The sequence below is a fragment of the Myceligenerans salitolerans genome (assembly GCF_017349295.1).
GTDB lineage: Bacteria > Actinomycetota > Actinomycetes > Actinomycetales > Cellulomonadaceae > Myceligenerans > Myceligenerans salitolerans.
In genome coordinates this window covers 291,764-317,205 of record NZ_JAFMPK010000047.1, presented here as the reverse complement: position 1 = coordinate 317,205, position 25,442 = coordinate 291,764, and the positions used below count along the sequence as shown (strand labels likewise).

General features: G+C 73.3%; 24 protein-coding genes. 18 read left to right on the top strand and 6 right to left on the bottom strand.

Annotated features, from left to right (window positions below; all coding sequences use genetic code 11):
- Position 1: 1 nt before the first annotated feature.
- A complete protein-coding gene (locus tag J0911_RS14915; RefSeq protein ID WP_207276268.1) occupies positions 2–259 on the top strand; it encodes a DUF6510 family protein in 258 nt (85 codons plus the stop codon).
- 23 nt (positions 260–282) lie between these two features.
- On the opposite strand, the gene J0911_RS14910 is transcribed toward J0911_RS14915, so the two are convergent.
- Genes J0911_RS14910 through J0911_RS14900 form a run of 3 tightly spaced genes read right to left on the bottom strand, consistent with a single transcriptional unit; the run spans position 283 to position 3,491 of the window.
- Positions 283–1,101, bottom strand: coding sequence for an energy-coupling factor transporter transmembrane component T (locus J0911_RS14910; RefSeq protein ID WP_207276267.1), 819 nt, complete (start codon positions 1,099–1,101; stop codon positions 283–285).
- Complete coding sequence (locus J0911_RS14905) at positions 1,098–2,864, bottom strand: ABC transporter ATP-binding protein (RefSeq protein WP_207276266.1); 1,767 nt, start codon at positions 2,862–2,864, stop codon at positions 1,098–1,100. The genes J0911_RS14910 and J0911_RS14905 overlap by 4 nt, the downstream gene beginning before the upstream one ends.
- A 3-nt stretch (positions 2,865–2,867) precedes the next feature.
- Positions 2,868–3,491 (bottom strand): ECF transporter S component, encoded by a 624-nt coding sequence (locus J0911_RS14900; protein WP_207276265.1) that lies wholly within the window; start codon positions 3,489–3,491, stop codon positions 2,868–2,870.
- A gap of 198 nt (positions 3,492–3,689) precedes the next feature.
- On the opposite strand from J0911_RS14900, the gene J0911_RS14895 reads away from it, so the two are divergent.
- The 4 genes from J0911_RS14895 to J0911_RS14880 all read left to right on the top strand — a co-directional run bounded on the left by J0911_RS14895 (position 3,690) and on the right by J0911_RS14880 (position 8,238).
- Complete coding sequence (locus J0911_RS14895) at positions 3,690–4,319, top strand: superoxide dismutase (RefSeq protein ID WP_207276264.1); 630 nt, start codon at positions 3,690–3,692, stop codon at positions 4,317–4,319.
- Positions 4,320–4,436: 117 nt separating this feature from the next.
- Positions 4,437–5,888 (top strand): basic amino acid/polyamine antiporter, encoded by a 1,452-nt coding sequence (locus tag J0911_RS14890; RefSeq protein ID WP_207276263.1) that lies wholly within the window; start codon positions 4,437–4,439, stop codon positions 5,886–5,888.
- A gap of 42 nt (positions 5,889–5,930) precedes the next feature.
- The gene (locus tag J0911_RS14885) at positions 5,931–7,184 is read left to right on the top strand and encodes an arginine deiminase (RefSeq protein WP_207276262.1); all 1,254 of its coding nucleotides are present in this window, start codon (positions 5,931–5,933) and stop codon (positions 7,182–7,184) included.
- Positions 7,185–7,248: 64 nt separating this feature from the next.
- On the top strand, positions 7,249–8,238 hold the full coding sequence (locus tag J0911_RS14880; protein WP_207276261.1) for a DUF2157 domain-containing protein: 990 nt from the start codon (positions 7,249–7,251) through the stop codon (positions 8,236–8,238).
- A gap of 91 nt (positions 8,239–8,329) precedes the next feature.
- Here the strand turns inward: J0911_RS14880 and J0911_RS14875 are convergent, their stop codons facing one another.
- Positions 8,330–9,214 carry a LysR family transcriptional regulator gene (locus J0911_RS14875; protein ID WP_207276259.1) on the bottom strand — a complete coding sequence of 295 codons (885 nt, stop codon included), beginning with the start codon at positions 9,212–9,214 and terminating at the stop codon, positions 8,330–8,332.
- Between the two features lie 147 nt (positions 9,215–9,361).
- On the opposite strand from J0911_RS14875, the gene J0911_RS14870 reads away from it, so the two are divergent.
- The 7 genes from J0911_RS14870 to J0911_RS14840 all read left to right on the top strand — a co-directional run bounded on the left by J0911_RS14870 (position 9,362) and on the right by J0911_RS14840 (position 16,173).
- Positions 9,362–10,234 (top strand): aldo/keto reductase, encoded by an 873-nt coding sequence (locus J0911_RS14870; protein ID WP_207276258.1) that lies wholly within the window; start codon positions 9,362–9,364, stop codon positions 10,232–10,234.
- 22 nt (positions 10,235–10,256) lie between these two features.
- Positions 10,257–11,189 (top strand): aldo/keto reductase, encoded by a 933-nt coding sequence (locus J0911_RS14865; protein WP_207276256.1) that lies wholly within the window; start codon positions 10,257–10,259, stop codon positions 11,187–11,189.
- Positions 11,190–11,225: 36 nt separating this feature from the next.
- The gene (locus J0911_RS14860) at positions 11,226–12,920 is read left to right on the top strand and encodes an NAD(P)/FAD-dependent oxidoreductase (protein ID WP_207276254.1); all 1,695 of its coding nucleotides are present in this window, start codon (positions 11,226–11,228) and stop codon (positions 12,918–12,920) included.
- A gap of 135 nt (positions 12,921–13,055) precedes the next feature.
- A complete protein-coding gene (locus J0911_RS14855) occupies positions 13,056–13,601 on the top strand; it encodes a toxin-antitoxin system HicB family antitoxin (protein ID WP_207276252.1) in 546 nt (181 codons plus the stop codon).
- Between the two features lie 65 nt (positions 13,602–13,666).
- Complete coding sequence (locus J0911_RS14850) at positions 13,667–14,509, top strand: DUF4097 family beta strand repeat-containing protein (protein ID WP_207276250.1); 843 nt, start codon at positions 13,667–13,669, stop codon at positions 14,507–14,509.
- A 144-nt stretch (positions 14,510–14,653) separates the two neighbouring features.
- Positions 14,654–15,427 (top strand): ABC transporter ATP-binding protein, encoded by a 774-nt coding sequence (locus J0911_RS14845; protein WP_207276242.1) that lies wholly within the window; start codon positions 14,654–14,656, stop codon positions 15,425–15,427.
- The gene (locus J0911_RS14840) at positions 15,427–16,173 is read left to right on the top strand and encodes an ABC transporter permease (RefSeq protein ID WP_207276239.1); all 747 of its coding nucleotides are present in this window, start codon (positions 15,427–15,429) and stop codon (positions 16,171–16,173) included. The genes J0911_RS14845 and J0911_RS14840 overlap by 1 nt, the downstream gene beginning before the upstream one ends.
- Positions 16,174–16,187: 14 nt before the next feature.
- Here the strand turns inward: J0911_RS14840 and J0911_RS14835 are convergent, their stop codons facing one another.
- A complete protein-coding gene (locus tag J0911_RS14835; protein WP_207276237.1) occupies positions 16,188–16,727 on the bottom strand; it encodes a gluconokinase in 540 nt (179 codons plus the stop codon).
- Positions 16,728–16,851: 124 nt separating this feature from the next.
- Here J0911_RS14835 and J0911_RS14830 point away from each other — a divergent pair, with 124 nt between their 5' ends.
- The 3 genes from J0911_RS14830 to J0911_RS14820 are packed head-to-tail and all read left to right on the top strand — an operon-like array spanning position 16,852 to position 22,600.
- On the top strand, positions 16,852–19,566 hold the full coding sequence (locus J0911_RS14830) for a VWA domain-containing protein (protein ID WP_207276236.1): 2,715 nt from the start codon (positions 16,852–16,854) through the stop codon (positions 19,564–19,566).
- Complete coding sequence (locus J0911_RS14825) at positions 19,563–22,034, top strand: glycosyl hydrolase family 95 catalytic domain-containing protein (protein ID WP_207276234.1); 2,472 nt, start codon at positions 19,563–19,565, stop codon at positions 22,032–22,034. Before J0911_RS14830 ends, J0911_RS14825 begins: the two co-directional genes overlap by 4 nt.
- 59 nt (positions 22,035–22,093) lie before the next feature.
- Positions 22,094–22,600, top strand: coding sequence for a hypothetical protein (locus tag J0911_RS14820; RefSeq protein WP_207276232.1), 507 nt, complete (start codon positions 22,094–22,096; stop codon positions 22,598–22,600).
- Between the two features lie 46 nt (positions 22,601–22,646).
- Here J0911_RS14820 and J0911_RS14815 read toward each other — a convergent pair whose 3' ends face one another.
- Complete coding sequence (locus J0911_RS14815) at positions 22,647–23,324, bottom strand: 4a-hydroxytetrahydrobiopterin dehydratase (RefSeq protein WP_207276230.1); 678 nt, start codon at positions 23,322–23,324, stop codon at positions 22,647–22,649.
- A gap of 69 nt (positions 23,325–23,393) precedes the next feature.
- Here J0911_RS14815 and J0911_RS14810 point away from each other — a divergent pair, with 69 nt between their 5' ends.
- Genes J0911_RS14810 through J0911_RS14800 form a run of 3 tightly spaced genes read left to right on the top strand, consistent with a single transcriptional unit; the run spans position 23,394 to position 25,409 of the window.
- Positions 23,394–24,035: a DnaJ family domain-containing protein gene (locus J0911_RS14810; protein ID WP_207276228.1), complete on the top strand. Its 642-nt coding sequence runs from the start codon at positions 23,394–23,396 to the stop codon at positions 24,033–24,035.
- A gap of 26 nt (positions 24,036–24,061) precedes the next feature.
- Complete coding sequence (locus J0911_RS14805) at positions 24,062–24,793, top strand: YqeB family protein (protein ID WP_207276227.1); 732 nt, start codon at positions 24,062–24,064, stop codon at positions 24,791–24,793.
- Entirely contained in the window at positions 24,777–25,409 is a 633-nt protein-coding gene (locus J0911_RS14800) for a TetR/AcrR family transcriptional regulator (protein ID WP_207276225.1), read from the top strand. The genes J0911_RS14805 and J0911_RS14800 overlap by 17 nt, the downstream gene beginning before the upstream one ends.
- The last annotated feature ends 33 nt before the right edge of the window (positions 25,410–25,442 follow it).

Sequence of the window (25,442 nt, the reverse complement as noted above, 5' to 3'; positions counted from 1 at the left end):
CATGGCTACTCGTCTCGACGGCAACGCGCTCGCCGGTGCCCTCTCGGAAGTGTTCCGGGAGGACGTGACCGCCGCGCGTGCGCGGTGCATCGGCTGCGGTGGGGTGTCACCGATCGGGGGAGCCGTGGTCTACCCCGACGCACCGGGCCTCGTGGCCCGCTGCGCGTCGTGCGACCAGGTGCTGGCCACGATCGTCGACGCCGGTGACCGTGTCTTCCTCAGCCTCTCCGGGATGAGCACCATCGAGCTGCGCCGCTGACCGGTGCCGCCGACGCGGCGGTCTCAGACGACCGGCGTCGGAGACGGCAGCCCCAGGACCGGCTGCGCGAACGCCACCACCACCGCCGTGACCGCCCAGCACACTCCGACGAACGCGGCATCGCCGGCCCGGAACGGGACGAGGTAGCGCTCCGTCCGGGTGGGGTACGCGCCGAACGCGCGGGCGTCCATGGCCAGCGCCACGCGCTCGGCATGCCGGATCGCGCCCGCGAGCAGGGGCACGATGTAGCCCGCCCAGCGGCGGACCCCGCCGAGCGGGCCCCGGCCCCCGGCCACGCCGCGTACCCGGTGGGCGGCCCGGATGACGGCGAGCTCGTACCCGAAGCGCGGCACGAACCGGAACGCCGCGAACGCGGTGTACCCGATCCGGTACGGCACGCGCAGGTTCTGCACCGCGGCGCGTACGAGGTCGGGCCCGGTCGTGGCGAACCCCGGCACGAGGACGACGGCGAGGAGCGCGCCGAGCCGCAGGGAGATGGCCAGTCCGGCGAGCCACGACCCGACGGTGAACCGGTAGGAGCCGGCCTCGAACAGGGTCGGCGTGCCCGGGACGGCGTCGGGGTCGGCCCACAGCCCGAACGACACGGCTGCCACCACGGTGAAGGCGAGCGGCAGCCCGAAGGCCAGTGCGGCGTACCGCGCGGGGACATGCGCTCCGGCCAGCAGCAGCGTGGTGGCGAGGGCGAACAGGACCAGCGGCGTCGCCAGGTCGCGTACGGCGACGAGGACGATCACGGCCGGGGCAACGGCCGCCACGACGGCGAGCGGGTTGAGCCGGTGGAGGAAGCGCCGGCTCGCCACGGGGGCGTACGGGTCGGTCATGCGCGCACCGCCGTCAGGTCCGCGACGCGGGTGACGGCCCGCCACTCCGGATGCCGGGTCAGCCCTCGGGTGGCCTCGGCCAGGGGAGGTAGGCGCAGACCCGCCTCGATCAGGGCGTCGCCGGCCAGGACACGCTCGGTACGGTCGTGCGCGACCAGCCGGCCGTCTCGCAGCACCACCACATGGCTCGCGTGGTCGGCGACGAGCTGCAGGTCATGGGTGACGACGAGCACCGTCGTCCCGGCCGCGTTGAGCGCGGCAAGGATGTCCAGGAGCTCGGCGGCGCGCTCGCGGTCCTGCCCGAACGTCGGTTCGTCGAGTGCGAGCACCTCCGCGCCCGCGACGAGCGCGGTTCCGACCGACAGGCGGCGCTTCTGCCCGCCGGAGAGCAGGAACGGGTGGCGGTCGCGGTGCTCGGTGAGCCCGAACCGCGCGAGCATCTCCTCCACGCGTTCGGCGATCCGCCCGGCGGGGGTCCGCTGGACCTCCAGGGCATGGGCGAGCTCCTCGGCCACGGTGTACCGCACGAACTGGTGCTCGGGGTTCTGGAAGACGAACCCGATCCGCCGGGCCAGCTCGCGCACGTCGGCACGCGCCGGGTCGAGCCCCGCGACCTTCACGGTGCCTCGCGGCGGGGGAGTCACGCCCGCGACGGCGCGCAGCAGAGTGGTCTTCCCCGCCCCGTTCGTGCCCACGACGGCGACGAAATCGCCCCGGCGCACGGTCAGCGACACGTCGTCGAGCACGGTCACGCGGCGCTGCCCGCGGGTGCGGGCGGAGGTGGGGCGGGTGACGGTCAGCCGGGAGACCTCGACGACGGCGTCGCCGGCCGGCGAGGCGGCGGAGGGGGAGCCCGCCGGCCGGGGCGGTGTCGTCCCGGCCGGCGCCGGCAGCCGCGGGACGTCGTCGAGGGCCGAGTCCAGGGCCACGGTCAGCTCGGCCGGCGTGAGCGGGAGCCCGCCGAGCGGCACCCCGGCCTCGCGCAGGTGCCAGGCCGCAAGCGTGGCCACCGGCAGCCAGACGCCGAGGTCGAGGAGCTCACCGGCGCGCTCGGCCAGGACCTCGCGCGCGGTCCCGGTCATGACGGTGCGCCCGCCGCGGTCGAGGACGACGACGCGGTCGACGAGGCCGGCGCAGGCGTCCAGGTCGTGTTCCACGAGCAGCACACCGTGGTCGCCGTCGGCGACGAGCTCCCGCAGCGTCGCGTACACCTCCTCGGTACCCACGGGGTCGAGGTTCGCCGTCGGCTCGTCGAGGACCAGGAGCGGGGCGCCCAGCGCGAGGGCGCAGGCGATCGCCAGCCGCTGGCGGCCCCCGCCGGACAGGGCGTCCGGGTTCTCGTGGCGACGGTCCCACAGACCGGTGCGCCGTAGCGCGTCCTGCCCGCGGGCCAGCACCTCGTCGCGGGGCAGACGCTGGTTCTCCGGGCCGAAGCACACCTCGTCCAGGACCGTTCCGGCGACCAGTCCGACGTCGGGGTCCTGGAACACCATCCCGACCCGTGCGGCGACCCGCGGAGTCGGCGTGGCGGCGGGATCGATCGTGCCCGTGACGGTCAGCCGGCCGCTCACCGTCGCGGGCACCGACTGCGGAACCAGCCCGTTGGTCGCGAGGGCGAGCGTCGACTTGCCGCAGCCGCTCGGTCCGAGCAGCAGGACGACCTCGCCCCGCCCGACGGTGAGGGTGGCGCCACCGGGGGCTGCGACGGCCGCGCCGTCGTACCGTACGGCGACGTCGTCGGCCCGGAGCAGGGGAGCGGTCATGGGCTACTCGGCGGCCGTCGCGGGTGCGTCGTCGCCGCGCGCGGACGGTGGCGTGGCGCCGACCGCGCGCCCGCCGCCGATCCCCGCCCGGCGCAGGCTTGCCGCCGTGCGCAGGGAGAGCGCGGTGAGGCCGAGCGCGAGGGCGACGGTCGCCACGACCAGGAGCGCCGCCGGCCAGGGCGCGATCTCGGACGGGACGATGGCGCCGGCGGCGAGCGTCGGGACGAGGTAGCCCACGCTGAGCAGCAGGGCGCCCGCGGGGAACGCGACCCAGAAGTACCGGTCGCTCCATCTCCGGTACAGGGCCACGGCGAACGGAAGCTCCAGCAGCAGGCCGATGACGAGGAAGTTCACGAGCTGCGCGACGCCGAACGGTGAGGCCAGGTTCACCAGTCCGGAGAACACGGAGGTGAGCAGTGCGACCCCCGGCCGCCGGAAGAGGGCCATGGCGACGAACGACCCGAGCGACCATGCCGGCGTCGTCGCCGCGTAGATCGCATAGGTCAGGCTGCTCGGCGGCAGGCCGACGAGGGCGTAGTTCAGGCCGACGACGAGCAACCCGCCCGCCGCGCCGATGGCGGCGGTGCTGAGCAGGAGGCGGGTCGAGAAGCGCGAGGTGAGGGCCATGGCGACTCCGGAACGGTCGATCGTGTGTGAGGCGAGCCTTACCTTAGACCACCGGCGTGTGCCGGCGGCACCCATGGGCGTGGGGGGGCGCAGGGTCGGCGGCGTGCGCGTGCGGTGGCGAGTGTCACCGTTGACCTGAATGCTGGTTGAGGTCCTAGCGTGGCGAACGTCCACGAAACCGGACGAGAGGAACGGAAGATGCCTACCTACACCCTGCCGGACCTGCCCTACGACTACTCCGCCCTGGAGCCGCACATCAGTGGCCGCATCATGGAGCTGCACCACGACAAGCACCACGCCACGTACGTGTCAGGAGCGAACGCCGCCCTCGACGCCCTGGCCGAGGCCCGGTCGGCCGGCGACCTCGCGGCCGTCAACCTGTACGAGAAGAACCTGGCGTTCAATCTCGGCGGCCACGTCAACCACACGATCTTCTGGAACAACCTGTCCCCGGACGGCGGCGGCGAGCCCGAGGGCGAGCTGGCGGCGGCGATCACGGAGTACTTCGGTTCGTTCGCGGCGTTCCAGGCGCACTTCGCGGCGGTCGCGACCGGCATCCAGGGGTCGGGCTGGTCGGTACTGGCGTGGGACGTGGTGGGGCAGCGTCTCTCGGTGTTCCAGCTGTTCGACCAGCAGGCCAACCTGCCGGCCGGCACGGTACCGCTGCTGATGCTCGACATGTGGGAGCACGCCTTCTACCTCGACTACCTGAACGTGAAGGCGGACTACGTCAAGGCGTTCTGGAACATCGCGAACTGGCAGGACGTCGCCGCCCGTCTGGAGCGCGCCCGCACCGCGACGCAGGGACTCCTGACGCCCGCCGTGTGAGAGACCGGCCGTGGCGCGGCCGCTGCGCGGGCGGGCCCGGCGCGTGAGTTGTATCGTCCCCAGCAGGTGAACGTTCCACCGCGCAGGTTCCGGTGCTGATTCGCCGCTGGAGGACGCATGACGCAGCGTGAGACCGCGGCGCCGGCAGGTGGGACGACGACGAAGGTCTCACTGCCGACCCTCACCGCGATGGTCGTCGGGTCGATGGTCGGCGCCGGCGTGTTCTCGCTGCCGGGCCGGTTCGCCCAGGAGACGGGGGTCGCGGGCGCTCTCATCGCCTGGGCGGTCGCGGGTACGGGCATGCTGATGCTGGCGTTCGTGTTCCAGCGCCTCGCGGTCCGCAAGCCCGAGCTCGACGCCGGCGTCTACGCCTACGCCAAGGCCGGATTCGGCGAGTACACCGGCTTCTTCTCCGCCGCGGGCTACTGGGCGAGCGCGTGCGTCGGCAACGTCACCTACTGGGTGCTCATCATGTCGACGCTGGGCCAGTGGTTCCCGGCGCTCGGCGCGGGGGACACCGTGCCGGCGCTCGCGCTGTCCACCGTGGGGCTGTGGCTGTTCTTCCTGCTGGTGCGCCGCGGCGTGAAGGAGGCGACGGCGATCAACCGGATCGTGACGGTCGCCAAGGTCATCCCGATCATCGTCTTCGTCCTGCTGGCGCTGTTCGTCCTCGACCCGGCGGCGTTCGCCGGGAACTGGCAGGGCGCCGACTACGCGGGTTCCCTGTTCGACCAGGTGCGCGGCACGATGCTGGTGACCGTCTTCGTGTTCCTGGGCGTCGAGGGGGCCAGCGTCTACTCCCGGCACGCCCGCCGCCGGGAGGACGTGGGGCGGGCCACGATCCTCGGCTTCGTGAGCGTGCTCGCGGTCTTCGCGTCCGTGACGATCGTGTCCTACGGCATCCTGCCGATGGCCGAGATCGCCGAGCTGCACCAGCCGTCGATGGCGGGAGTCCTGGAGGCCGCGGTGGGCGAGTGGGGCACCGTGTTCGTCTCGGTCGGGCTCATCGTCTCGGTCCTCGGCGCCTATCTGGCGTGGACGCTCATGGCGGCCGAGGTACTGTTCGTCGCCGCGAGGGACCGTGACATGCCGCGCTTCCTCTCCCGCCTGACGGACCGCGACGTGCCGGTCAACGCGCTGCTGCTGAGCACGGCACTGTCCACGGTCGTGCTCGTGCTCACGTACTTCTCCGAGGACGCGTTCGACTTCGCCCTCGACATGACCGCCGTCATGACGCTGATCCCGTTCCTGCTCGCGACGCTGTACGCCGTCAAACTCCGCGTGACCCGCGAGACGTACGACGGCGCACCGGCCTCCACCCTGCGCGGTGACCTGGCGGTCGGGGTGCTCGCCACCCTGTACACGGCGTTCCTGGTGTTCGCCGCCGGCATCGGGCTGGTGCTGATCTCGTTCCTCTTCTACGCCCCGGCGACGATCCTGTTCCTGATGACCCGGCGAGAGCAGGGCCGCAAGGTCTTCGCACCCGTGGAGCTCGCCCTCTTCGTGGTGGTGGTGGCCATCGCCGTGACCGCCGCGGCCGGGCTCGCCGCGGGATGGATCTCGATCTGACCCGCCGACCCCGTTCCCGTTCGCCGAGGAAAGGTCCGTCTCATGACCACCACACCGTCCGCCCCCGTCCACGGCGTCCATTCGGAGGTGGGCCGGCTGAGCAAGGTGCTGGTGTGCGCCCCCGGCCTCGCGCACGAGCGGCTCACCCCGACGAACTCCGACAGCCTGCTGTTCGACGACGTCATGTGGGTGGAGTCCGCGCAGCGTGACCATCTGGACTTCGTCAACAAGCTGGCGAACCGGGGCGTGGAGGTCGTCGAGCTGCACGACCTGCTCGCCGAGACGATGGCGATCCCCGAGGCACGCTCCTGGCTTCTCGACCGCAAGGTCGTGCCGAACCTGGTGGGCCTCGGGCTGGTGGAGGGTACACGGGCCTACCTGGACACCCTGGCGCCACACGACCTCGCCCGGTTCCTCATCGGGGGCCTGTCGACCGCGGACCTGCCGGCCGACTACCGCACCGGCTACGTGTCCCTGGCCCAGGACTCGCCCGACGCCCGTGAGTACCTCCTGCCCCCGCTGCCGAACACCCTGTACACCCGCGACACCACCTGCTGGATCTACGGCGGCCTCACCCTGAACCCGCTGTACTGGCCGGCGCGCAAGCAGGAGACCCTGCTCATGAAGGCGATCTACGCCTTCCACCCGGAGTACCGGGCCTCGACCGTCTGGTGGGGCGACCCGGAACGGGACTGGGGCCAGGCGTCCCTGGAAGGGGGCGACGTGATGCCCGTCGGCCGGGGAACCGTGCTCGTCGGCATGAGCGAACGTACGTCGCGGCAGGCCATCACCCAGCTCGCCAGATCGCTGTTCGACGCCGGGGCCGCCGAGCGGGTCGTCGTCGCGGGGATGCCCAAGCTCCGGGCCGCCATGCACCTGGACACCGTGTTCACCTTCGCCGACGTGGACCTGGCCACCGTCCACCCCACGATCGTCGACGGCATCCATCCCTACGTGCTGCGGCCGAGCGACACCGCTCCCGGCGTCGAGGTGACCGACGCCGGCGGTACCCCCTTCGTCGACGTCGTGGCACGCGCGATGGGGCTGCCGGAACTGCGGGTGGTGGAGACGGCGGGCGACGTGTACGCCTCGGAGCGGCAGCAGTGGGACTCCGGCAACAACGCCGTCGCCCTCGAGCCCGGTGTGGTGTTCACCTACGACCGGAACACGATGACGAACGCCGCCCTGCGCCGGGCGGGCGTCGAGGTCATCACGATCGTCGGTGCCGAGCTCGGCCGCGGGCGGGGCGGCGGGCACTGCATGACCTGCCCCATCGCCCGCGACCGGATCGACTGAACCGCCCGCGTCGCGGCGCCGAACCGGGTGGTCGTGGCGGGGCCCGTCTGCCATGATCGCGCGCATGCGAGATTCTGCCCGCACGTCAGCCGGTCCTCCTGCCACCGAACCGGTACCGGCATCCCGGCTCGCCGACTGGGTCGGTGCGGGCATCATCACGCAGGAACAGGCCGACCGCATCGCCGCGCACGAGCACGCCCGGACGGAGCGGGCGGGGCGGACGCCCGCAGCGACCCGATCACTGCTCGTCGAGGCGCTCGGCTACGTCGGCGGCGTGATCATCCTGGCGGCGGCCGTGCTGCTGGCCACCGAGCTCTGGGACGACCTCGGCGTGGCCGGCCGCGTCGGGGTGCTCGGCGGGGCCGCCGCGGTACTGCTCCTCGCCGGCGTCGCCGTGCCCCGGCAGGCGGGCGACCAGGGCAGCCGTCTGCGGGCGGTGCTCTGGGCGGGGGCCACGGGCGCGTTCGCCGGGTTCATGGGCCTGCTCACCTCGGAGGTCCTCGGGATTCACGGCGACGAGGGGGTCCTCACGGCCAGCGGTACGACGGCCGTCGTGGCGGTCGCGTTGTGGTGGTTGCGGCCGACCGTCCTGCAGCATTTCGTGGCTCTGGTCGCCCTGGCGACCGCGGTCGGTGCGACGGTCGCGTGGTTCGGCGACGGCGGCTACCCGACCGGGAGCGGCGTGTGGGCCCTCGGCGTGGTGTGGTTCCTGCTCGCCTATTTCGGCGTGCTCCGTCCCCGACGGTTCGCGCTCGGACTCGGGGCGTCGTCGGCGGTCTTCGGCGCGCTGCTGCTGTCGTTCACGACCGACGACGCCGGACTCGTGGTGGCGCTGGCCACGGCGGTGGCGATCGCCGTGATGGCCGTCGTGACGACGGATCTGGTGCTGCTGGGGATCGGAGCCGCGGGGCTGCTCATCACCCTGCCGTGGTCCTTCTCGGCGTGGTTCGGTGGCACGTTCGCCGCCCTGGTCGCGCTGCTCGCGGCCGGGGTGGTCCTGGTGGCCGCCGCCCTCTGGATCGCGCGGCGCAGGAACGGCCCCCACGACACCTAGATCCCCACCCCGTCCCGCCGAGGGTGCCGGCGAGACGCAGACCCACCCCGCTCGCCGAGGTGTCAGGTCGGCGGCTGACCGGGCTGCGCGGTCAGGATCCCGGCAGGTCGCCGACCAGTTCCACGAGGTGCGGCGCCGGGGAGTCCGCCGCCGACGGGGCAGTGACCAGCGAGACCACCCAGTCGGGCCCGACATCGCCTCGCAACGGCACCGTCGTGAGCGTCGCCGCCTGCGGCTTCGCCGCGACGTGCCGGGGCACGACGGCGACGCCCAGACCGCGTCCCACCAGGTCGAGCAGGGTGTGCACGTCGTTCACCGCGAAGCGCACCCGCCGGTGCACGCGCAGCGCCTCGAACGCCGCGTCGTTGAGGCGCCGCACACCCCACGACCCGTGGAAGTCGATGAAACTCTCCGGGGCGAGATCGCCGCGCTCGACCGAGGTGCGGGCACCGAGCGGATGTCCCGGAGGCAGGATCGCGACCAGTGGCTCGTGCCCGATCCGCGTGCCGGACAGCGAACCCAGGTGCTCCGTCCCGGCCACGAACGCGACGTCGATCCGCCGCTCGCGGATCGCGCCGAGCAGGTCCTCGGAACCGGCCTGGGTGAACTCGACCTCGACGCGCGGGTGCCGCCGGTGGAACCGCTCCAGCATCGTGGGCACGTCCACCAGGCCGAGGCATTGTTCCGCGCCCACCCGGAGCTGCCCCGACACCTCGCGCGAGAGGTGGACGACGGCGTCCCGCGCCTCGGCGGCCTGGCCGAGCATCGAGCGGGCGAACGGCAGGAGTGCCTGTCCGGCCTCGGTGGGCTCGACCTTCCGGGTGGTGCGGTCGAACAGCTTGGTGCCCAGTTCGTCCTCGAGGCTGCGGATGGCGGCGGACAGTCCTGACTGCGAGACTCCGGTCAGGTCGGCGGCGCGCGTGAACTGGCGTTCCTCGGCGAGCGCGACGAGATACTCGAGCTGGCGTAGCTCCATTGACCAGTCTTTCTTCTGGGTGTCATGAATTGAAGTTGTTGGACTTCTAGGTTATCGCTCTCTAGTGTCGATCCGGGCACCCGCGCGCCGTTCGTGCCGCGGCCGTGACCCGCACTCGACATTCCACGACGAAGGAGACGTACCACGATGCAGACCCGCAGCATCGGCGGCCGGCAGGTGGGCGCGATCGGCCTCGGCGGCATGCCGATGTCGATCGAGGGCCGCCCGGACACCGCCCGGTCGATCGCCACCATCCACGCCGCGCTCGACGCCGGCGTCACCCTGATCGACACGGCCGACGCCTACCATGTCGGCGCGGACGAGGTGGGCCACAACGAGGAGCTCATCGCGACCGCGCTGCGCTCGGCAGGATCGGCGGCCGACGACGTCCTCGTCGCCACCAAGGGCGGCCACCTGCGCCCCGGTGACGGCTCCTGGACGCGCAACGGTGACCCCGCCTACCTCAAGCAGGCTGCCAAGGCATCCGCCCGGCGGCTCGGCGTGGACGCCATCGGTCTCTACCAGTTCCACCGGCCGGACCCCGCCGTTCCCTACGCCGACTCGGTCGGTGCGCTCGCCGACCTGCTGGACGACGGCGTCATCCAGATGGCCGGCATCTCGAACGCCGACCCGGACCAGATCCGGGAGGCGAACGAGGTCCTGGGCGGGCGCCTGGTCTCGGTGCAGAACCAGTTCTCCCCGCGGTTCCGTTCGTCGCTGCCGGAGCTGGAGCTGTGCGCCGAACTCGGCATCGCGTTCCTCCCGTGGAGCCCGCTGGGCGGTATCGCGCTGGCGCGCTCCGGCGAGCTGGGCGCGGACTTCGCCGCGTTCCTCGACGTGGCCCGGGAGCGCGAGGTGAGCCCGTTCCGGGTGGCGCTGGCCTGGGAGCTGGCCCTGGCGCCCGTCGTCGTCCCGATCCCGGGAGCCTCCCGGCCCGAGTCCGTCACCGACTCCGCCGCGGCCGCGGAACTCGTCCTGTCCGACGACGAGATCGCGCGCCTCGGCGCGGCCGGCGCCTGACCACGAGGGGAGGAACCGACGGATGAAGACCTTCACCCTGCCCGGGACGGACATCGTCGCGCCGAACGTCGTGCTGGGCCTCATGCGGATCCAGGAGAAGTCCGACGACGAGGTGCGCGCCCTCGTCCGCACCGCCACCGACGCGGGGATCACCTTCGTCGACCACGCCGACATCTACGGATCCGAGGTGCACGGCTGCGAGCGCCGTTTCGCCGAGGCGATGCGGCTGTCCCCGTCGGAGCGCGAGCGGCTGGTCATCCAGACGAAGTGCGGCATCGTGCGCGAGGGTCCGTACTTCGACTTCTCCTACGAGCACATCGTGGAGTCGGTCGAGGGTTCGTTGACGGCGCTCGACACCGACTACCTCGACATCCTGCTGCTGCACCGCCCCGACGCCCTCATGGAGCCGGAGGAGGTGGCGCGGGCGTTCGACGACCTGTCGGCGGCCGGCAAGGTGCGTGCGTTCGGCGTCTCGAACCACACGCCCGGGCAGATCGAGCTGCTGCGCCGGCACGTGGACCAGCCGATCGTGGCGAACCAGCTGCAGCTGTCGCTGCCGCACGCCGCGGTCGTCGCGCAGGGTGTGGCGGCGAACATGGTGGGGGTGGAGCAGGCGGCGAGCCGGGATGTCGGTGTACTCGACTACTGTCGTCTGAACGACATCACGATCCAGGCGTGGTCCCCGTTCCAGGCGGGGTTCTTCACGGGCACGTTCCTCGGGTCGCCGGACTTCGCGGAGCTGAACGCCGTCATCGACCGGCTCGCCGCCCGGTACGACGTGCCGGCGATCGCGATCGCGACGGCGTGGATCACACGTCATCCGGCGGCGATGCAGGTGGTGCTCGGGACGACGACGCCGGAGCGGGTGGCGGGTGCCGCCCAGGGGTCCGACGTGCCGCTGACGCGTGCCGAGTGGTACGAGTTGTTCCGGGCGGCGGGGCACCTCGTGCCGTGAGGGACCCGCGGCTCGCGTGCGCTCTACGCTGACCGCATGGACGACCTGCCCGTGATCCTGCTCGTCGGTGGCCGGCACGCCGACGACATCGAGGCCGAGTTCCGGGCGCGGTACGACCGCGACTACCGGATCGAGTGCGCCGCGTCCGCGGCCGCCGCGCTGGACGTGTTGCGTGATCTCGTCGCGGGTGGTGTCCCGGTCGCCATGGTCGCGGCCGAGTACCGGCTCCCTGACGGGGGCGGCGTCGAGCTGCTCCACCAGGTCCCGGCCGTGGTCGCGACTGCCCGCCGGGTCGCGCTCGTACCGACGAGCGAGTACGTCGAGGCGCTCGACGGACTGCGGGCGGCCGCGCTGCGCCGGGACATGGACACGTTCGTCGCCCTTCCGCGCGGGGCGAGGGACGAGGAGTTCCACATCGCGCTGGTCGAACTGCTCTCGGAGTGGGGGTGGTCGGTGTCCCGGCCGACCGTGTCGGCGACGGACGTCGTCGCGGCCGACGGCGACCGGCAGGCCGCGGCGGTGCACGACCTGCTCGAACGCCTGGGCATCCCGAACCGTCGGCTCGGCCCGGGCGACGACGACGCCCGGGCCGTCCTCGAGGAGGCCGGCCCGGGTGCGGAGCTGCCGGTGGTGCGCGCGTACAACGGCCGGATTCTCACCGGGGCGACCCCGGCGGCGGTGGCCGAGGCGATGTACGGCGGATTCGACTCCATCCCGGACGGGTCCATCGCCGACGTCCTGGTGGTCGGGGCGGGGCCGGCGGGCCTCGCCGCGGCCGTCTACGCGGCGTCGGAGGGCCTGGCGACGATCGTGCTGGAGCGCGACGCGATCGGCGGTCAGGCCGGCTCCAGTTCGATGATCCGCAACTATCTCGGATTTCCCCGCGGCATCTCCGGGATGCGGCTGGCGCAGCGGTCGCGGGTGCAGGCGGGCCGCTTCGGCGCGCGCTTCTACACGGGCCGCGCCGCGATACGTGTCACGCCCGGCCCGGCGGACGAACCCGAGCACCACCACGTGCACGTCGACGGGGCGCGGCTGTGTGCGCGCACCGTCGTGCTGGCGACGGGAGTCGCCTATCGCCGGCTCGGCGTCGCGGGGATCGACGCCCTGGTCGGCGCGGGGGTGTACTACGGAGCGGCGACCTCGATGGCCCGGGAGATGGCGGACCGGGACGTGTACGTCGTGGGTGGCGGCAACTCGGCCGGGCAGGCCGCCGTGCACCTGGCGAAGTTCGCGGGGTCGGTGACGATGGTCGTGCGGCGCGCGGGCCTGGCCGAGTCGATGTCGGACTATCTGGTGCGCGAGATCGCGGCGACTCCGAACATCTCGGTGATGACCCGCACGGTCGTGGCCGACGGCGGGGGTGAGGGGCGGCTCCAGTGGCTACGGTTCGACGACCTGGGCGCGGGTACCTCGGTGCTGCGTCTGGCCGACGGTCTGTTCTGCCTCCTCGGTGCCGAGCCGGACTGCGCCTGGCTGCCCGGGGAACTCGCGCTCGACGAGCGAGGGTTCGTGCTCACCGGTCGTGACACCCCGCGGGAGTCCTGGACCGGCGGTCGGCCGCCGGCGAGCCTGGAGACGACGATGCGGGGCGTGTTCGCCGTCGGCGACGTCCGCGCGGGATCGATGAAGCGGGTCGCCTCGGCCAGCGGTGAGGGGGCGTCCGTGCTGCCGCTGGTCCACGCGCACCTGGCGTGGTTGCGGGAGCAGGAGTACGGCGCGACCGTCTGAGCGGGCCGGCCCGGGAACCCGCGGGGGCGAGGTGGCCGACGACGGGCCCGTGGGGGAGAGCGGGTTCCCTGGAACCGGCTGTCGCGACACCACTGGGGCTTGCGTTGACACCATAGATGGTGTCATAGTGGTGCCATGGATATCACGCACCACGTCGAGGACCTCCAGCAGCGGCTCGCCGTCGCGGCCGACGCCTCGGGCGACGACGCCCGGCAGCTCGCGCAACGCCTGACCGCGCCGCTCGACGCCGCCGTGCGTCTCGTCCTGCTGGACGCACTGTCCGAGGCGGCCGGTGAGATCTCCGCCGAGCTCGCGCCCGGCTCCGTCGACGTGCGGCTGCGCGGCGGCGACCCGGAGTTCGTCGTCGTGCCGCCCGTGACGGCCGAGGCCCACCAGGACCCGGCCGCGCCCGCCATGACGCGCCCGGCGCAGGCGCCGGCCGCGTCGTCCGGCGCGCCGATCGCCGACGCCGACGGCGCCGCGACCACCCGGACCACCCTGCGCCTGCCCGACCGTCTCAAGGCGCAGGTCGAGGTCGCCGCCGCCCGCGACGGCGTCTCGGTGAACACGTGGCTCGTGCGCGCGGTCGCCGCCGCGCTCGAGCCGTCCGCCGCCCGCTCCGCCCCCGACGCCGGGCCCGAGGCGCGTGGGCGCAACCGCCACACCGGCTGGGTGCGCTGACCGCCCGACCCGACACCACCTAGACCCGCCTGACACCACACTGACACCACACCCGGAGGTCTCCCATGCCCGTTTTCCCCGCCCCCAGCCCCGTCCCCGTCCGCGTCGACGTCCCCTTCGTCAACCTGCGCGTCGTCGCGGGCGAGCGTGACGACGTCGTGGTCACGGTCCTGCCCACCGATCCCGCCAAGTCCGGCAGCGTCCGCGCCGCCGAGGAGGTCCGCGTCGAGCGCGAGGGCGAGGCCGTCGAGATCACCTACCCCGGCTCCTGGAAGCAGTGGGTGCTGCCGTTCTCCGCGGGCACCGCGGACATCACGGTCGAACTGCCCGAGGGCTCCGACGTCCGGGGCAAGGTCGGCTCGTTCTTCGCCGAAGGGCACCTCGGCGTCGTCGATCTCACCGTCTCCGCGGGTGACGCCCGGATGGACGCCGTGGACCGGCTCGACGCCAAGGTCTCCGCCGGCAACCTCGTCGTCGGGCGGACCGGCGGCACCGCGAACGTCAAGGTCAGCGCTGGTTCGGCGCGCATCGAGGAGTTCACGGGCGACGGCTCGCTCCGGGCGACGAACGGCACCGTCACCATCGGCGACGTCACCGGGTCGCTGGACGTGACCGGGGCGCACGCCGAGATCGCGGTGAGCCGCGTACGCGGCTCGCTCACCGCGAAGTCGGCCCACTCCGGGATCCGTGTCAACAACGTCGTCTCGGGGAGCGTCAGCCTCACCACGTCCTACGGCTCGATCGAGGTGGGCGTCCCCGAAGGAACGGCCGCGTTCCTCGACGTCGCCTCCGAGCACGGAGCCGTCCGCAACCAGCTCACACCGGCCGCCGCTCCCGTCGAGGGAGAGGGCACCGCCGAGGTCCACGCCCGTACCGGGTACGGGGAGATCATCATCCGCCGCCCGTGAGCCGTGCCCCGGCGGACGGCCCGCCGGTGCCGGCCCGCCACGCCTGCTCCTGACACACACCGCCTTGCCCGGCCGGAAGGCCGCCACGCGCCCGCCCCTGGCCCGAGCGCGCCCGGAAACAGCCCCCACCCATCTGGAGGAATCATGCCCAGTCCTGCGTCCGCCCCGGCGATCGACGTCGTCGGCCTGAGAAAGTCGTTCGGCGACAACGAGGTCCTCAAGGGCGTCACCTTCGACGTCGGGAGAGGCGAGATCTTCGCCCTGCTCGGCTCGAACGGCGCCGGCAAGACCACGACGGTGAACATCTGCTCCACGCTCCTGCGCCCCGACGCCGGCACGGCGTCGCTGTCCGGCCACGACGTGGTCGCGCGGCCCGAGGAGGTCCGTCGCGCCATCTCGCTGACGGGCCAGTTCGCGGCCGTCGACGAGGTGCTCACCGGGCGGGAGAACCTCGAGCTCATCGCCCGGCTGCGCCGGGTCCCGGGCCCGAGGACGGTCGCCACGGGCCTGCTCGCGCAGTTCGGCCTGACCGACGCCGCGGACCGTCGCGCCGCCACCTACTCCGGCGGCATGAAGCGCCGCCTCGACATCGCCATGAGCCTGGTCGGCTCGCCGGAGATCATCTTCCTCGACGAGCCCACCACCGGCCTCGACCCCGAGGCGCGGATCGAGGTCTGGCGCACCGTCAAGGGCCTGGCGTCGAGCGGCACCACCATCCTGCTCACGACCCAGTACCTGGAGGAGGCCGAGCAGCTCGCGGACCGCATCGCGATCCTGCACGGCGGCACGATCATCGCGAACGGCACGCTCAGCGAGCTCAAGACGATGTTCCCGCCGGCCAAGGTCGAGTACGTCGAGAAGCAGCCCACCCTCGAGGAGATCTTCCTCGCCATCATCGGAACCAAGGAGGCGAACTGATGCTTCGCGACACCTCGACCCTCACCGGGCGCCTGATGAAGCAGATCCTGCGCAGCCCGGACACGATCATCACCGTCGCCATCACCCCGATCGCGATCTTCCTGCTGTTCCGCTACGTGTTCGGCGGTGCGATCGAGACCGGCGGCGCCAACTACACCAACTACCTCCTGCCGGGCATCCTGCTCATCACGATCGCGTCCAGCGTCGCCTACACGGCCCTGCGGATCTTCAACGACACCAGCAAGGGCATCACGGCACGGCTCGGCACGATGCCGATCTCCCGCTCGGCGGTGCTGTGGTCGCACGTGCTGACCTCGCTGGTCTCGAACGCGGTCACCGCGGTGCTCGTCGTCGGCATCGCGTTCGCGATGGGCTTCCGCCCGGAGGCGAGCGTCCTCGACTGGCTGGCCGCCCTCGGGGTGCTGACGCTGTTCACACTGGCCCTGACCTGGATGTCGGTCATCCCGGGCCTGACCGCGACCACCATGGAGGGCGCCGGGGCGTTCTCCTACCCGCTGATCTTCCTGCCGTTCCTCAGCTCGGCGTTCGCCCCCACGGAGTCGATGCCCGGCCCGGTGCGCTGGTTCGCCGAGAACCAGCCGGTCACCTCGGTGGTCGAGACGCTGCGGGCCCTGTTCGAGGGCCGGCCGGCCGGCGACGAGATCTGGGTCGCCCTGGCCTGGATCGCCGGCGTCGGCGGGCTCTGCTACGTGCTCGCCCTGCGCACGTACCGCAGGAAGGTCTGAGAGCGCGCCGGATGTCAGGCGGCGGGCCCGAGACGGCGCTGGATCTCGTCGACGATCACGGCGGGGCGGGGCGTCACGTCGACGCCGAACCCGGGCTCGTCGTCTTGCAGGGGCTCCAGGGTGGCGAGCTGGCTGTCGAGCATGGCCGGCTTCATGAAGTGGCCGGCTCGCCCCTGGATGCGCTCGCGAAGCAGCTCGTAGGAGCCGGTGAGATGGACGAACCGCACGTCGTGCCCGGACCCGTCACGTGCCGCCGTGCGGAGGATGTCGCGGTACTCGCGACGCAGGGCGCTGCACGGGACGACCGCGGTGCGGCCGGCGTCCAGCTCGCTCGCCAGCCAGTCACGGATCTTGCGCAGCCACGGCCGGCGGTCGTCGTCGTCCAGCGGCCGGCCCGCCGCCATCTTGGCGACGTTCTCCGGGGAGTGGAAGTCGTCGCCCTCGGCGAAGGACGCGCCGAGGCGGCCCGCGAGGAGGGCGGCGACGGTCGTCTTGCCCGAGCCTGCGGTGCCCATCACGACGATCGCCCGCGCGTGGGGGGTTTCGGTGTCCATCCCTCCATCATGGCCGGTGACCAGGAGCGGCCGCGTCGTCGTCCACGGTGATCTTGAGAGACATCCCGGGGCAAATCGGTAGACTGCCGCGGAACTGTCCCACGAGTCGCCGGAGACGCATCGGATGTCGCAGTCACAGGAAGGGCCGGGCAGCACCGGCCTGCAGCGTGCCGGCCGTGGTGCGGCGGCGGTCGCCGTGCTGGGTGCCGTGGTCGGCGTGGTCCAGCAGGCGCTGCTCGAAGGAGTGCAGCCGTGGGTGATCCCCGTCGTCGTGGTGCTGGCTCTCGTGAGCGCCGGGACGACGGCCGTCGCCCTGCGTATCCGGTCACGTGCCGAGCACACCGCGCTCACCCGGCCCGACCTGTCGGCCGCCCGCCACGCGACGGCGACCATCTGGTCCGAGAGCGGACGGATCGCCGGATACGGGTTCCTGGTGGCCGACCGCTGCGTCCTCACCCTGCCCGAGGTCGTCAACGCCGCGCTCGACCGTGCGCCGGAGGAGACGAGCGAACCCGACGGCTGGCTTCGCTGCACGTGGGAGGCGGATCCCGACTGCCGGCTGGAGGCCCGGGTACGTGCGTGGCACCCGGGCGCGTTCGACCTCCCGGACACGGTCGCACCGACCCGCGCCGGGTTCGCCGTCCTCGTCCTGGACGACGACGAGACCCTGCCGGGGCACGTGCTCCCCGTCGCGCTCAAGTCGCCCGAGGAGTCCGTACGGGTCGAGGTCGAGGCGTGGGGCGAGGACGCACCCCTCCAGGCGTCCGGTGCGGCGCACCGGCGCACGAGCGACCTGTGGACCGTCGTGCGGGGAACCGGCGCCGGCGCGCCGGAGCTCGGCGGTGCGCCGGTTCTGCGGACGTACGACATGAACGTCGTCGGCATGGTGAACGGGCGCGTGGACGCGGACGGGTCGGGCGGTGCCGTGTCGTTCGTGCCGGTCAAGCGACCCGCGATCCAGGACGCCGTGGACGCGCTCGCGGCCGTGGGCGCCGGTGCCGTCGCCACGGCCGCCTCCGCCGGCCCCGGACCGCGACGACTGCTCACCGCCTGGTGGGCGCCGGCCGCGGTCGCGGTCCTCGCGGCGGTGCTGGTCGTCGCCGTCGTGCGGTGGCCCGGCGCGGTCGGGAGCCCGCCGGCCTGCGCGGGCGAGGAGGTGCCGCTGAACGTCGTCGTCGGCACCGAGAAGGACGGCCTGGTGCGGGAGCTCGCCGCCGACTTCGCCGAGCGGTACCGCTACCAGGAGACACGCTGCGCCGACATCGACGTGAGCGGCGTGAGCTCCGGAGTGGCCGCGGACGCCCTCGAGGACGCGTGGATCTCGCCACCGGAGAACCAGCTCGCCCCCGGCACCACGGCGCCCCGCCCGGACGTCTGGATGCCGACGTCGTCGGTCTGGCCACGGCAGCTCGCCGCGACTCCCGGCGGAATCCAGCTGGCCGGCGACTGGCAGGCGGACATGACCACCGTGGCCTCGTCCGTGCTCGCCGTCCTCATGACCGAGGAGAAACGGGACACCCTCCTCGGAGGCGGCACCGTGACCTGGGCCGAGCTCGTCGAGCGCGCCGCCGACGGACAACTGACGCTCGCGCTCGACGACCCCGTCCGCTCGACCTCCGGGATGGCGACCTCGGTCGCGCTCAACCAGGCACTCGCCGACATGGGGGAGGACGCCACCGTCTACCGCCTGCGCAACGCGATCGCATCGGTACCGGACGAGCTCGCCGGGCAGGAGATCACCAAGCTGATGAGCGCGCTCCACGACGACCCGGCCGCCCTCGCGCAGATGGACGCCGTCGTCGCGCAGGAGCAGACCGCGGTTCTGTTCGACTGCGGTTCGCCGCTCGGCGTGCCACCGCTGGACTGCGACGACGTGCCGGCGAACCCCGCCGAACGACTCGTCGCCGTCCAGCCGGCCGACGGGACCTATGCGTTCGACCACCCCGTGGTCCCCCTGGCCCCGACCGACGACGACGCCGCTCGACGGGCGGTGGCCGAGGCGTTCGCGACGTACCTCGCCACCGACTCCCACGCCCAGGCCGAGTTCCGCGCCTGGGGTTTCCGGCCGCCGGGCGATCCCGTGACGACCACCGACGAACTGGAGCGCATCGTGGACGCGGCGCCGGCCGCGGGCATCGACGAATGGCCGGACGCGGCGACGATCCGCCGCTACCAGGAGCAGTGGCAGTCCGTACGCCTGCCGGTGCGTGTGCACCTGACCATCGACAACTCCAACTCCATGACGAAGGCGGGCAGCCGGGCCGAGGTGCCCGGGTTCCAGGACCCGTGCACCGGTGCCCCGACGAACCACCCGGACTACCTCCAGCTCGCCAAGAAGGCGACGCTGGACGCGCTGGAGCGGCTGGACGACGGGCGGGACTCGGTGAGCGTCGACGCCTTCCCGCGCCCGCGCGGCTGGACGCCGACCACGATGCGCACCCTCGACGAGGACCTGCGTCGCGACCTTCGTGCGGCGGTGTGCGCGCTGGACGGCAACGGAGGCAGCACGCCCCTGTACGACACCATCGCGGACGCGCAGCGGCTGATGGGCGAGGAGGCGAGCAAGCCAGGTCCGCCGAGCTCGACCGCCGTCGTCGTGCTGTCCGACGGCGCCCAGTTCCCCGCCGGGGACCTCGGGGCGCTCCTGGACGGGATCGACGGGGAGACGGCGGAGCCGGTCATCTCCGTCGCGATCGGCGCCGAGGCCCCGGTCGACGAACTCGTCCGGATCGGCGACGCCACCGGTGGCGCCGTGCGGGACCTGCGCTCGCCGGAGGGAGTCGGCGACCTGGACACGGTGCTCGTCGACGTCTTCAGCGGGCTCGTCGGGAAGCAGTGAGCGCGCACGGCCTGGTCTCCACGGCGCCCGCCGAGCGGTGGGAGGAGGGAATGCCCCTGGGCAACGGCGGCCTCGGCGCGATGGTGCTCGGCGACGCGCGCACGGCCCGCCTGGTCGTCAACGACGACACCGCCTGGTCGGGCAGTCCGGCGTCGGCGGACGAGCCCGGCCTGCCCGACCCCGGGCGTGCCCGCGAACTGCTCGCCCGGGCCAGGGCGCTGATCGCCACCGGCAACCACGTCGGAGCCGGGCGGCTGCTGCGCGGGCTCCAGCACCGGCACGGCCAGTCCTACCTCCCGTTCGCGGAGCTGGAGATCACGGTGACCGGCGCCGGCCCGGCGGACGTGCGCCGGACGCTGGACTTCCGGACCGCGACGCAGACCACCCACGGCGGCCACGGCGCGGACGCGGTCTCCCGGACCACCTGGGTCAGCCGGCCGCACGGCGTGCTCGTGCACGAGGTGGTGACGGGCCGTCCCCGCGACCTGAGCATCCGCGCCGGGAGCCGCCTGCGCCTGCTGCACCGCTCGTACGCCGGGAAGAGCGGGGACGACGTCGTCCTGCACCTGCTGATGCCGGCCGACGTCGCTCCCGCCCACGACCCCGTGGATCCGCCCGTGCGCTACGACGACCGGCCGGGCGCGTCGTTGCGCGGCGCACTGGTGGCGCGCGTGCTGCACGACGGGAGCGCGCGGGCGTGGACCACGCCGGCGGACCCGGCGGCTCCGGACCCGGTGGTGGACGACCCCGTGGCAGGGAACGGCCGGCTCGTCGTGACCGGAGCGACACGGCTCACGCTCGTCGTGGCGACCGCCACCACCTACCGCGGCCCCGTCGACGCGCCGCGCGGCGACGAGTGGGACGCCGCCCTGGACGCGCGGGCGCGGGTCGAGGACGCGGTGGAGGCAGGGCCGGAGACGGTGCGCCGCGAGCAGGTCGCGGACCACCGCGGCCTGTACGACCGGGCCGAACTCGTCCCCGGTTCCGCGGAGCCTCCCGGCGACACGGCGCGGCGCCTGCTCGCGGTCAACGACGGCGCCGTCGCGCGACCCGAGCGGGACCCACATCTCCTCGCGACCCTGTTCCACTACGGCCGCTACCTGCTCATCTGCTCCTCACGGCCCGGCACGCTCCCGGCCAATCTCCAGGGCATCTGGAACCGCGAGCTGCAGCCGCCCTGGAGCTCGAACTTCACCACCAACATCAACCTCCAGATGAACTACTGGCCGGCGAGCACCACCAACCTCGCCGAGACCGAGGAACCCCTGTTCGACCTGATCCGGGCGCTCGCGGTGACGGGCCGGCGGACCGCCCGGCGGCTGTACGACGCCGACGGGTGGGTGGCGCACCACAACACCGACGCGTGGGCGTACAGCCTGCCGGTCGGTCACGGCGGCCACGACCCCAAGTGGGCGTTCTGGCCGATGGCGGGTCTCTGGCTCACCCGGCACGTCGCCGAGCACGCCGCGTTCGAGGCCGACGACACGCTCCTGACCTCCCTGTGGGACGTGCTGCGCGACGCGGCCGCCTTCACCCTGGACTGGCTGGTGCGGGACGCGGACGGGTGGTGGGGCACGTCCCCGTCGACCTCGCCGGAGAACGACTTCCGGACCGCGGACGGCCGGGTGGCGAGCGTCGCGTCGTCGTCGGCCTGCGACCTCGACCTGGTGCGGGACCACCTCGCCCTGGTCGTCGCCGAGGCGGAGCGGCAGGGGATCGAGGACCCCGTCGTGGACCGCGCCCGCGCCGTGCTCCCGCGCCTCCGGCGCCCCCGCGTGGGGCGCGGCGGAGCCCTCGCGGAGTGGGAGGACGACTTCGAGCAGCACGACCCGCACCACCGGCACCTCTCGCCGCTCGTGCGCCTCTACCCCGGCCGGTGGTGGCCGGCGCCGGGCGAGCCGGCCACGAGCGCACCCGCCCCGGAGTGGCTCGACGCCGCGGTGCGGCTCCTCGACGAGCGCGGGGACGAGTCGACCGGCTGGTCGCTGGCATGGAAGATCGGCCTGCGCGCCCGGCTCCGGCAGGCGCCGGCCGTGGACCGGCTGCTGCGGCTGATGTTCCGTGACATGGAGACCGACCGCGGAGGACAGAGCGGCGGGCTGTACCCGAACCTGTTCGCGGCGCACCCGCCGTTCCAGATCGACGGCAACCTCGGCTTCACCGCGGGGCTGGCCGAGGCGCTCCTGCAGTCCCACCGCGGCGAGATCGAACTGCTGCCCGCGCTCCCCGCGGCCCTGCCCTCCGGTCGCGTGAGAGGGCTCGTGGCCAGGCCCGGCATCGAGGTGGACCTCGGATGGGACCGCGACGGGAACGGTGCGCCGCGTCTCCTGGCCGTCACCCTCCGAGCCCGGCACGCCCGCGCGGCGGGAGCGCACCGGTTGCGCTGGGGGACCCGGACGGCGACCGTCGAGCTCGCGGCCGGACGCGCGGTCGAGGCCACCGGCCTGCTTCGCCCGGCCGCCTCGTAGCGGTGCTCGGCCGGGCACGGGTTTGGGAGAGGGCTCGGACATAGGGGATGATGCTCCGCATGTTGTTCGAGTACTTCGCGAGCCCAGACGACGAGTCCGCTGCCGGCACCATCGACGGACGGCCGCTCGGCAGCACGGTGCAGTCGCGCGTCGTCGACCCCGCGTCGGTGCTCGGCCAGCTCGAGCGGTTGCTCGGTGCCCGCCGCGACGACGACGGCCTCCTGAGCGCGCAGATGATCGCCGAGAGCGAGGACGGTGCGCGACTCGTGATCCGGCTCTCCGCCCACATCCTGTCGCTCTACGGACGGGTGCAGCCCGACACGGTCAAGCTCCTGGTGGACCAGTGGTCGATGTCCCGCCGGTTCCGTCGCGGGGCGCCCGGCGAGGACCTGTACACCTTCGCCGCGGACCTGCACGCGCTGTGCCGGGAAGGCCGGGGCGGCGTCTACTGCCGGGCCACGGCGGACGCGTCCGAGCTGGCAGCGCCGCCGGCGCCCGCACCGGAGTCGATGGTGCAGGCCCGCACGGAGGACGGTGTGCTGAAGCCGCTCCCGCGCCGCGCCTGAACCGGCGCGAGCCGCTCTTCCCGGTCGGTCGCCCCGCGCGGGCCGGTCACACGGTCTCGTCGTCCCGGTCCTGCCAGGTGCACAGGCAGGAGCGGTTGCCCTCGGCGTCGGACAGGACCCAGAAGGCGGGCGCCTCGCTGTCGTCGACGACGCGGCCGCCGGCGGCGACCGCTCGTTCGATCCTGCCCTGCACCTGCGACGGGTCGACCCACACGTCCAGGTGCCAGCGCTGCCGCGGCTCCTCGCGGCCGGACGCCTGGAACCACACCACGGGCAGACGGCCCGTCGGGTCGCCGAGCTCGTCCGCCGCCCAGGGGCGGTCGCCGTCCGCCGCCTCGCCCTCGTAGGCGAGGAACTCGCGCCAGAACGGCCTCACGCCGTCCCGGGCCGGCGTGTCGAGGGCGAGCTCCAGCCGTGACAGGCCCGCGCCGTCCAGGGTCACGCCCGCGTCGCGGGCCAGGTCGGTGATGGTGCGCGCCAGCGACACGTCGCGCTCGGTGACACCGCCCGCGTCGTGACTCGTCAGGCGCAGGTCGACATGCGGGTAGCGCAGGTCCACGTCGGGATGATGGTTCGCGGCCTCGGCGGCCGCGCCGACGGCGGCGACCAGCGTCAGGCCCGTGGCGAAGCTGCCGGTGGCGGCGCGCGTGTAGAGGGCGTCCCCGAGGAAGACCCAGCCGGTCAGGCCGGAGCCGGCGATCTGCTGTCCGGTGAGAGTGCTCATGCCTCCGATCGTGCCACCGGAGGCCGACACCGCCACCGGCGGTCGGCGCGAACGGGTAACGTGCCGGTCATGGTGTCGAGACCAGCTGACAAGGCCGGCCAGGACGACGGAGACCCGGTCCGGCGGGCCGCGCAGTACCGGGTGGACCGGGAAGCCGCCAGGGAACGCGAGGAGGACGGTGCCGACGACGCCGGAGACTCCGCCGAGGACCGGCGGATCGGCACGATGAGCCAGGAGGAACGCTCCCGGTTCGTCGACACCGTGATCGACCAGGCGATCCGCCGCGGCGAGTTCGACAACCTGCCGCTGGAGGGCAAGCCCATCCCGGGGATCAAGGGCGCGCACGACCCCGACTGGTGGGTGAAGAACCTGGTCGAGCGCGAGAAGATCACCGGAGTGCTTCCCGCGGCGCAGTTGCGCCACGACGACGCCCGGCTCACCGACGAGCTCGACCGCGAGGTCACCGAGGACCGCGTCCGCGAGATCGTCGAGGAGTTCAACGCCCGTGTGATCGACGCGCGCCGCCAGCTCAGGGGCGGCCCGCCGGTCGTGACCCCCACGCGCGACGTCGACGCGGAGGTCGCCACGTGGCGTGCCCGCCGCGAGGCGCGACGGGTGGCCGGGCCGGCGCCGCGCGCGGCAGAGCGCTCGCCAGAGCCGGGGCAGGGCGCGCCTGCCCGCCGCAGGAGGACCTGGTGGCCGTTCCATTAATGGAGCAGTCGCTCTAGTATTGGCCCATGACCACGACCCGCATCCGGCAGTCACCCGCCGTGCCCGCCGTGCTGGTCGGCGGGGGGACCGCCCTCGGCCTGCTGCTCGGCCTGTTCGGGCCGGGACTCGCCCGCGGCCTCACCGCCCTCATCGAACGGACGCCGTTCCCCGTGCACGGCCTCGTCGAGCAGCTCGGCCAGATCGACCAGGTCTGGTCCCTGCCCGTCCTCGGCGGCGCCGGCCTGCTGGGCGGGATCTTCCTCGCGGTCGCCGCCGCCGGGGAGGCCCCGCGGCTGGAGGTCGCCCGCGACCACCTGGAGCACCGGCAGGAGGACCGCGAGACGTGGGTGGAACGCTCCGAGACGGCGGTCGCCTTCCGCGACCGCAAGGACCTCGTGCTCCTCGGGTCCGACGGCGCTCTGCGCGCCCGGCTCGACGTCACCGATCTGCCGTGGTCCACCGTCCGCACCGCCCTGACCGGCGACGGCTGGCCCCTCCGCGACGCCGACCCGTACGACGCCGACTTCCAGCCGTGGGCCGACGGCCGCCCCGGGTTCACCCCCGAGGAGCACGCCCTGCTGCGCGAACGCCGCGAGGAGCGCAAGGACAAGGCCGCCCGGCGCAGGGCCGACGCGGCGCTCGCGGCGGCCGGCGTGGTGGTGCGCGAGCGGGACGACCGGCTGCAGGTGCGGCGGGTGCGCGGGCACCGGCCGTCAGGGGACGCGAACCCCGAGGGCGCGCGTGGCGCGGACCGTTGACCAGGCCCGCCACGAGGCGAGGCGGCTCGTCATCGTCGACGCGGCCCTGACGGTCTTCGCGGCCCGCGGGTACGACGGCGCGACGACGGCCGCGATCTGCCGGCAGGCGCGGATCGGCTCGGGGACGCTCTTCCACTACTTCCCGACGAAGCTCGCGATCCTGCTCGGCATCCTGGAGTACGGCACGCGCGAGGTGCGGGAGTCGGCCGCCGCCTACGAGGGCCGCGAGGACCCCGTGGGGGTGCTGCTGGAGATCGTGGGCCGCAGCGCCGACGAGGCCGCCGACCCGAGGGTGCCGGGGTTCGTCCGCGCGGCGGCGGGGGTGATGCATCTGCCCGAGGTCGCCGCGGCACTGGAGGCCGACGCGGACGCACAGCGCGCGAGACTCCGGCCCTGGGTGGAGCGCGGGCAGGAACTGGGCGAGGTGCGCACGGACCTGACGGACGCGCGGATCGTGTCGTGGCTGATGCTGCTGACGGACGGCTTCCTGGAGCGCGTCGCGGCCGAGCCGGGTTTCACGGCCGCCGGTGAGAGAGACCTGCTCGTGGCGACGGCCCGCGAGTTCCTCCACCCGGGAGGGCGCCCGGCGCGGCGGGGTGGCAGGGTATCGCGGTAACGGGCGCCGAGGCAGGGCACGCGCCGACGCGAA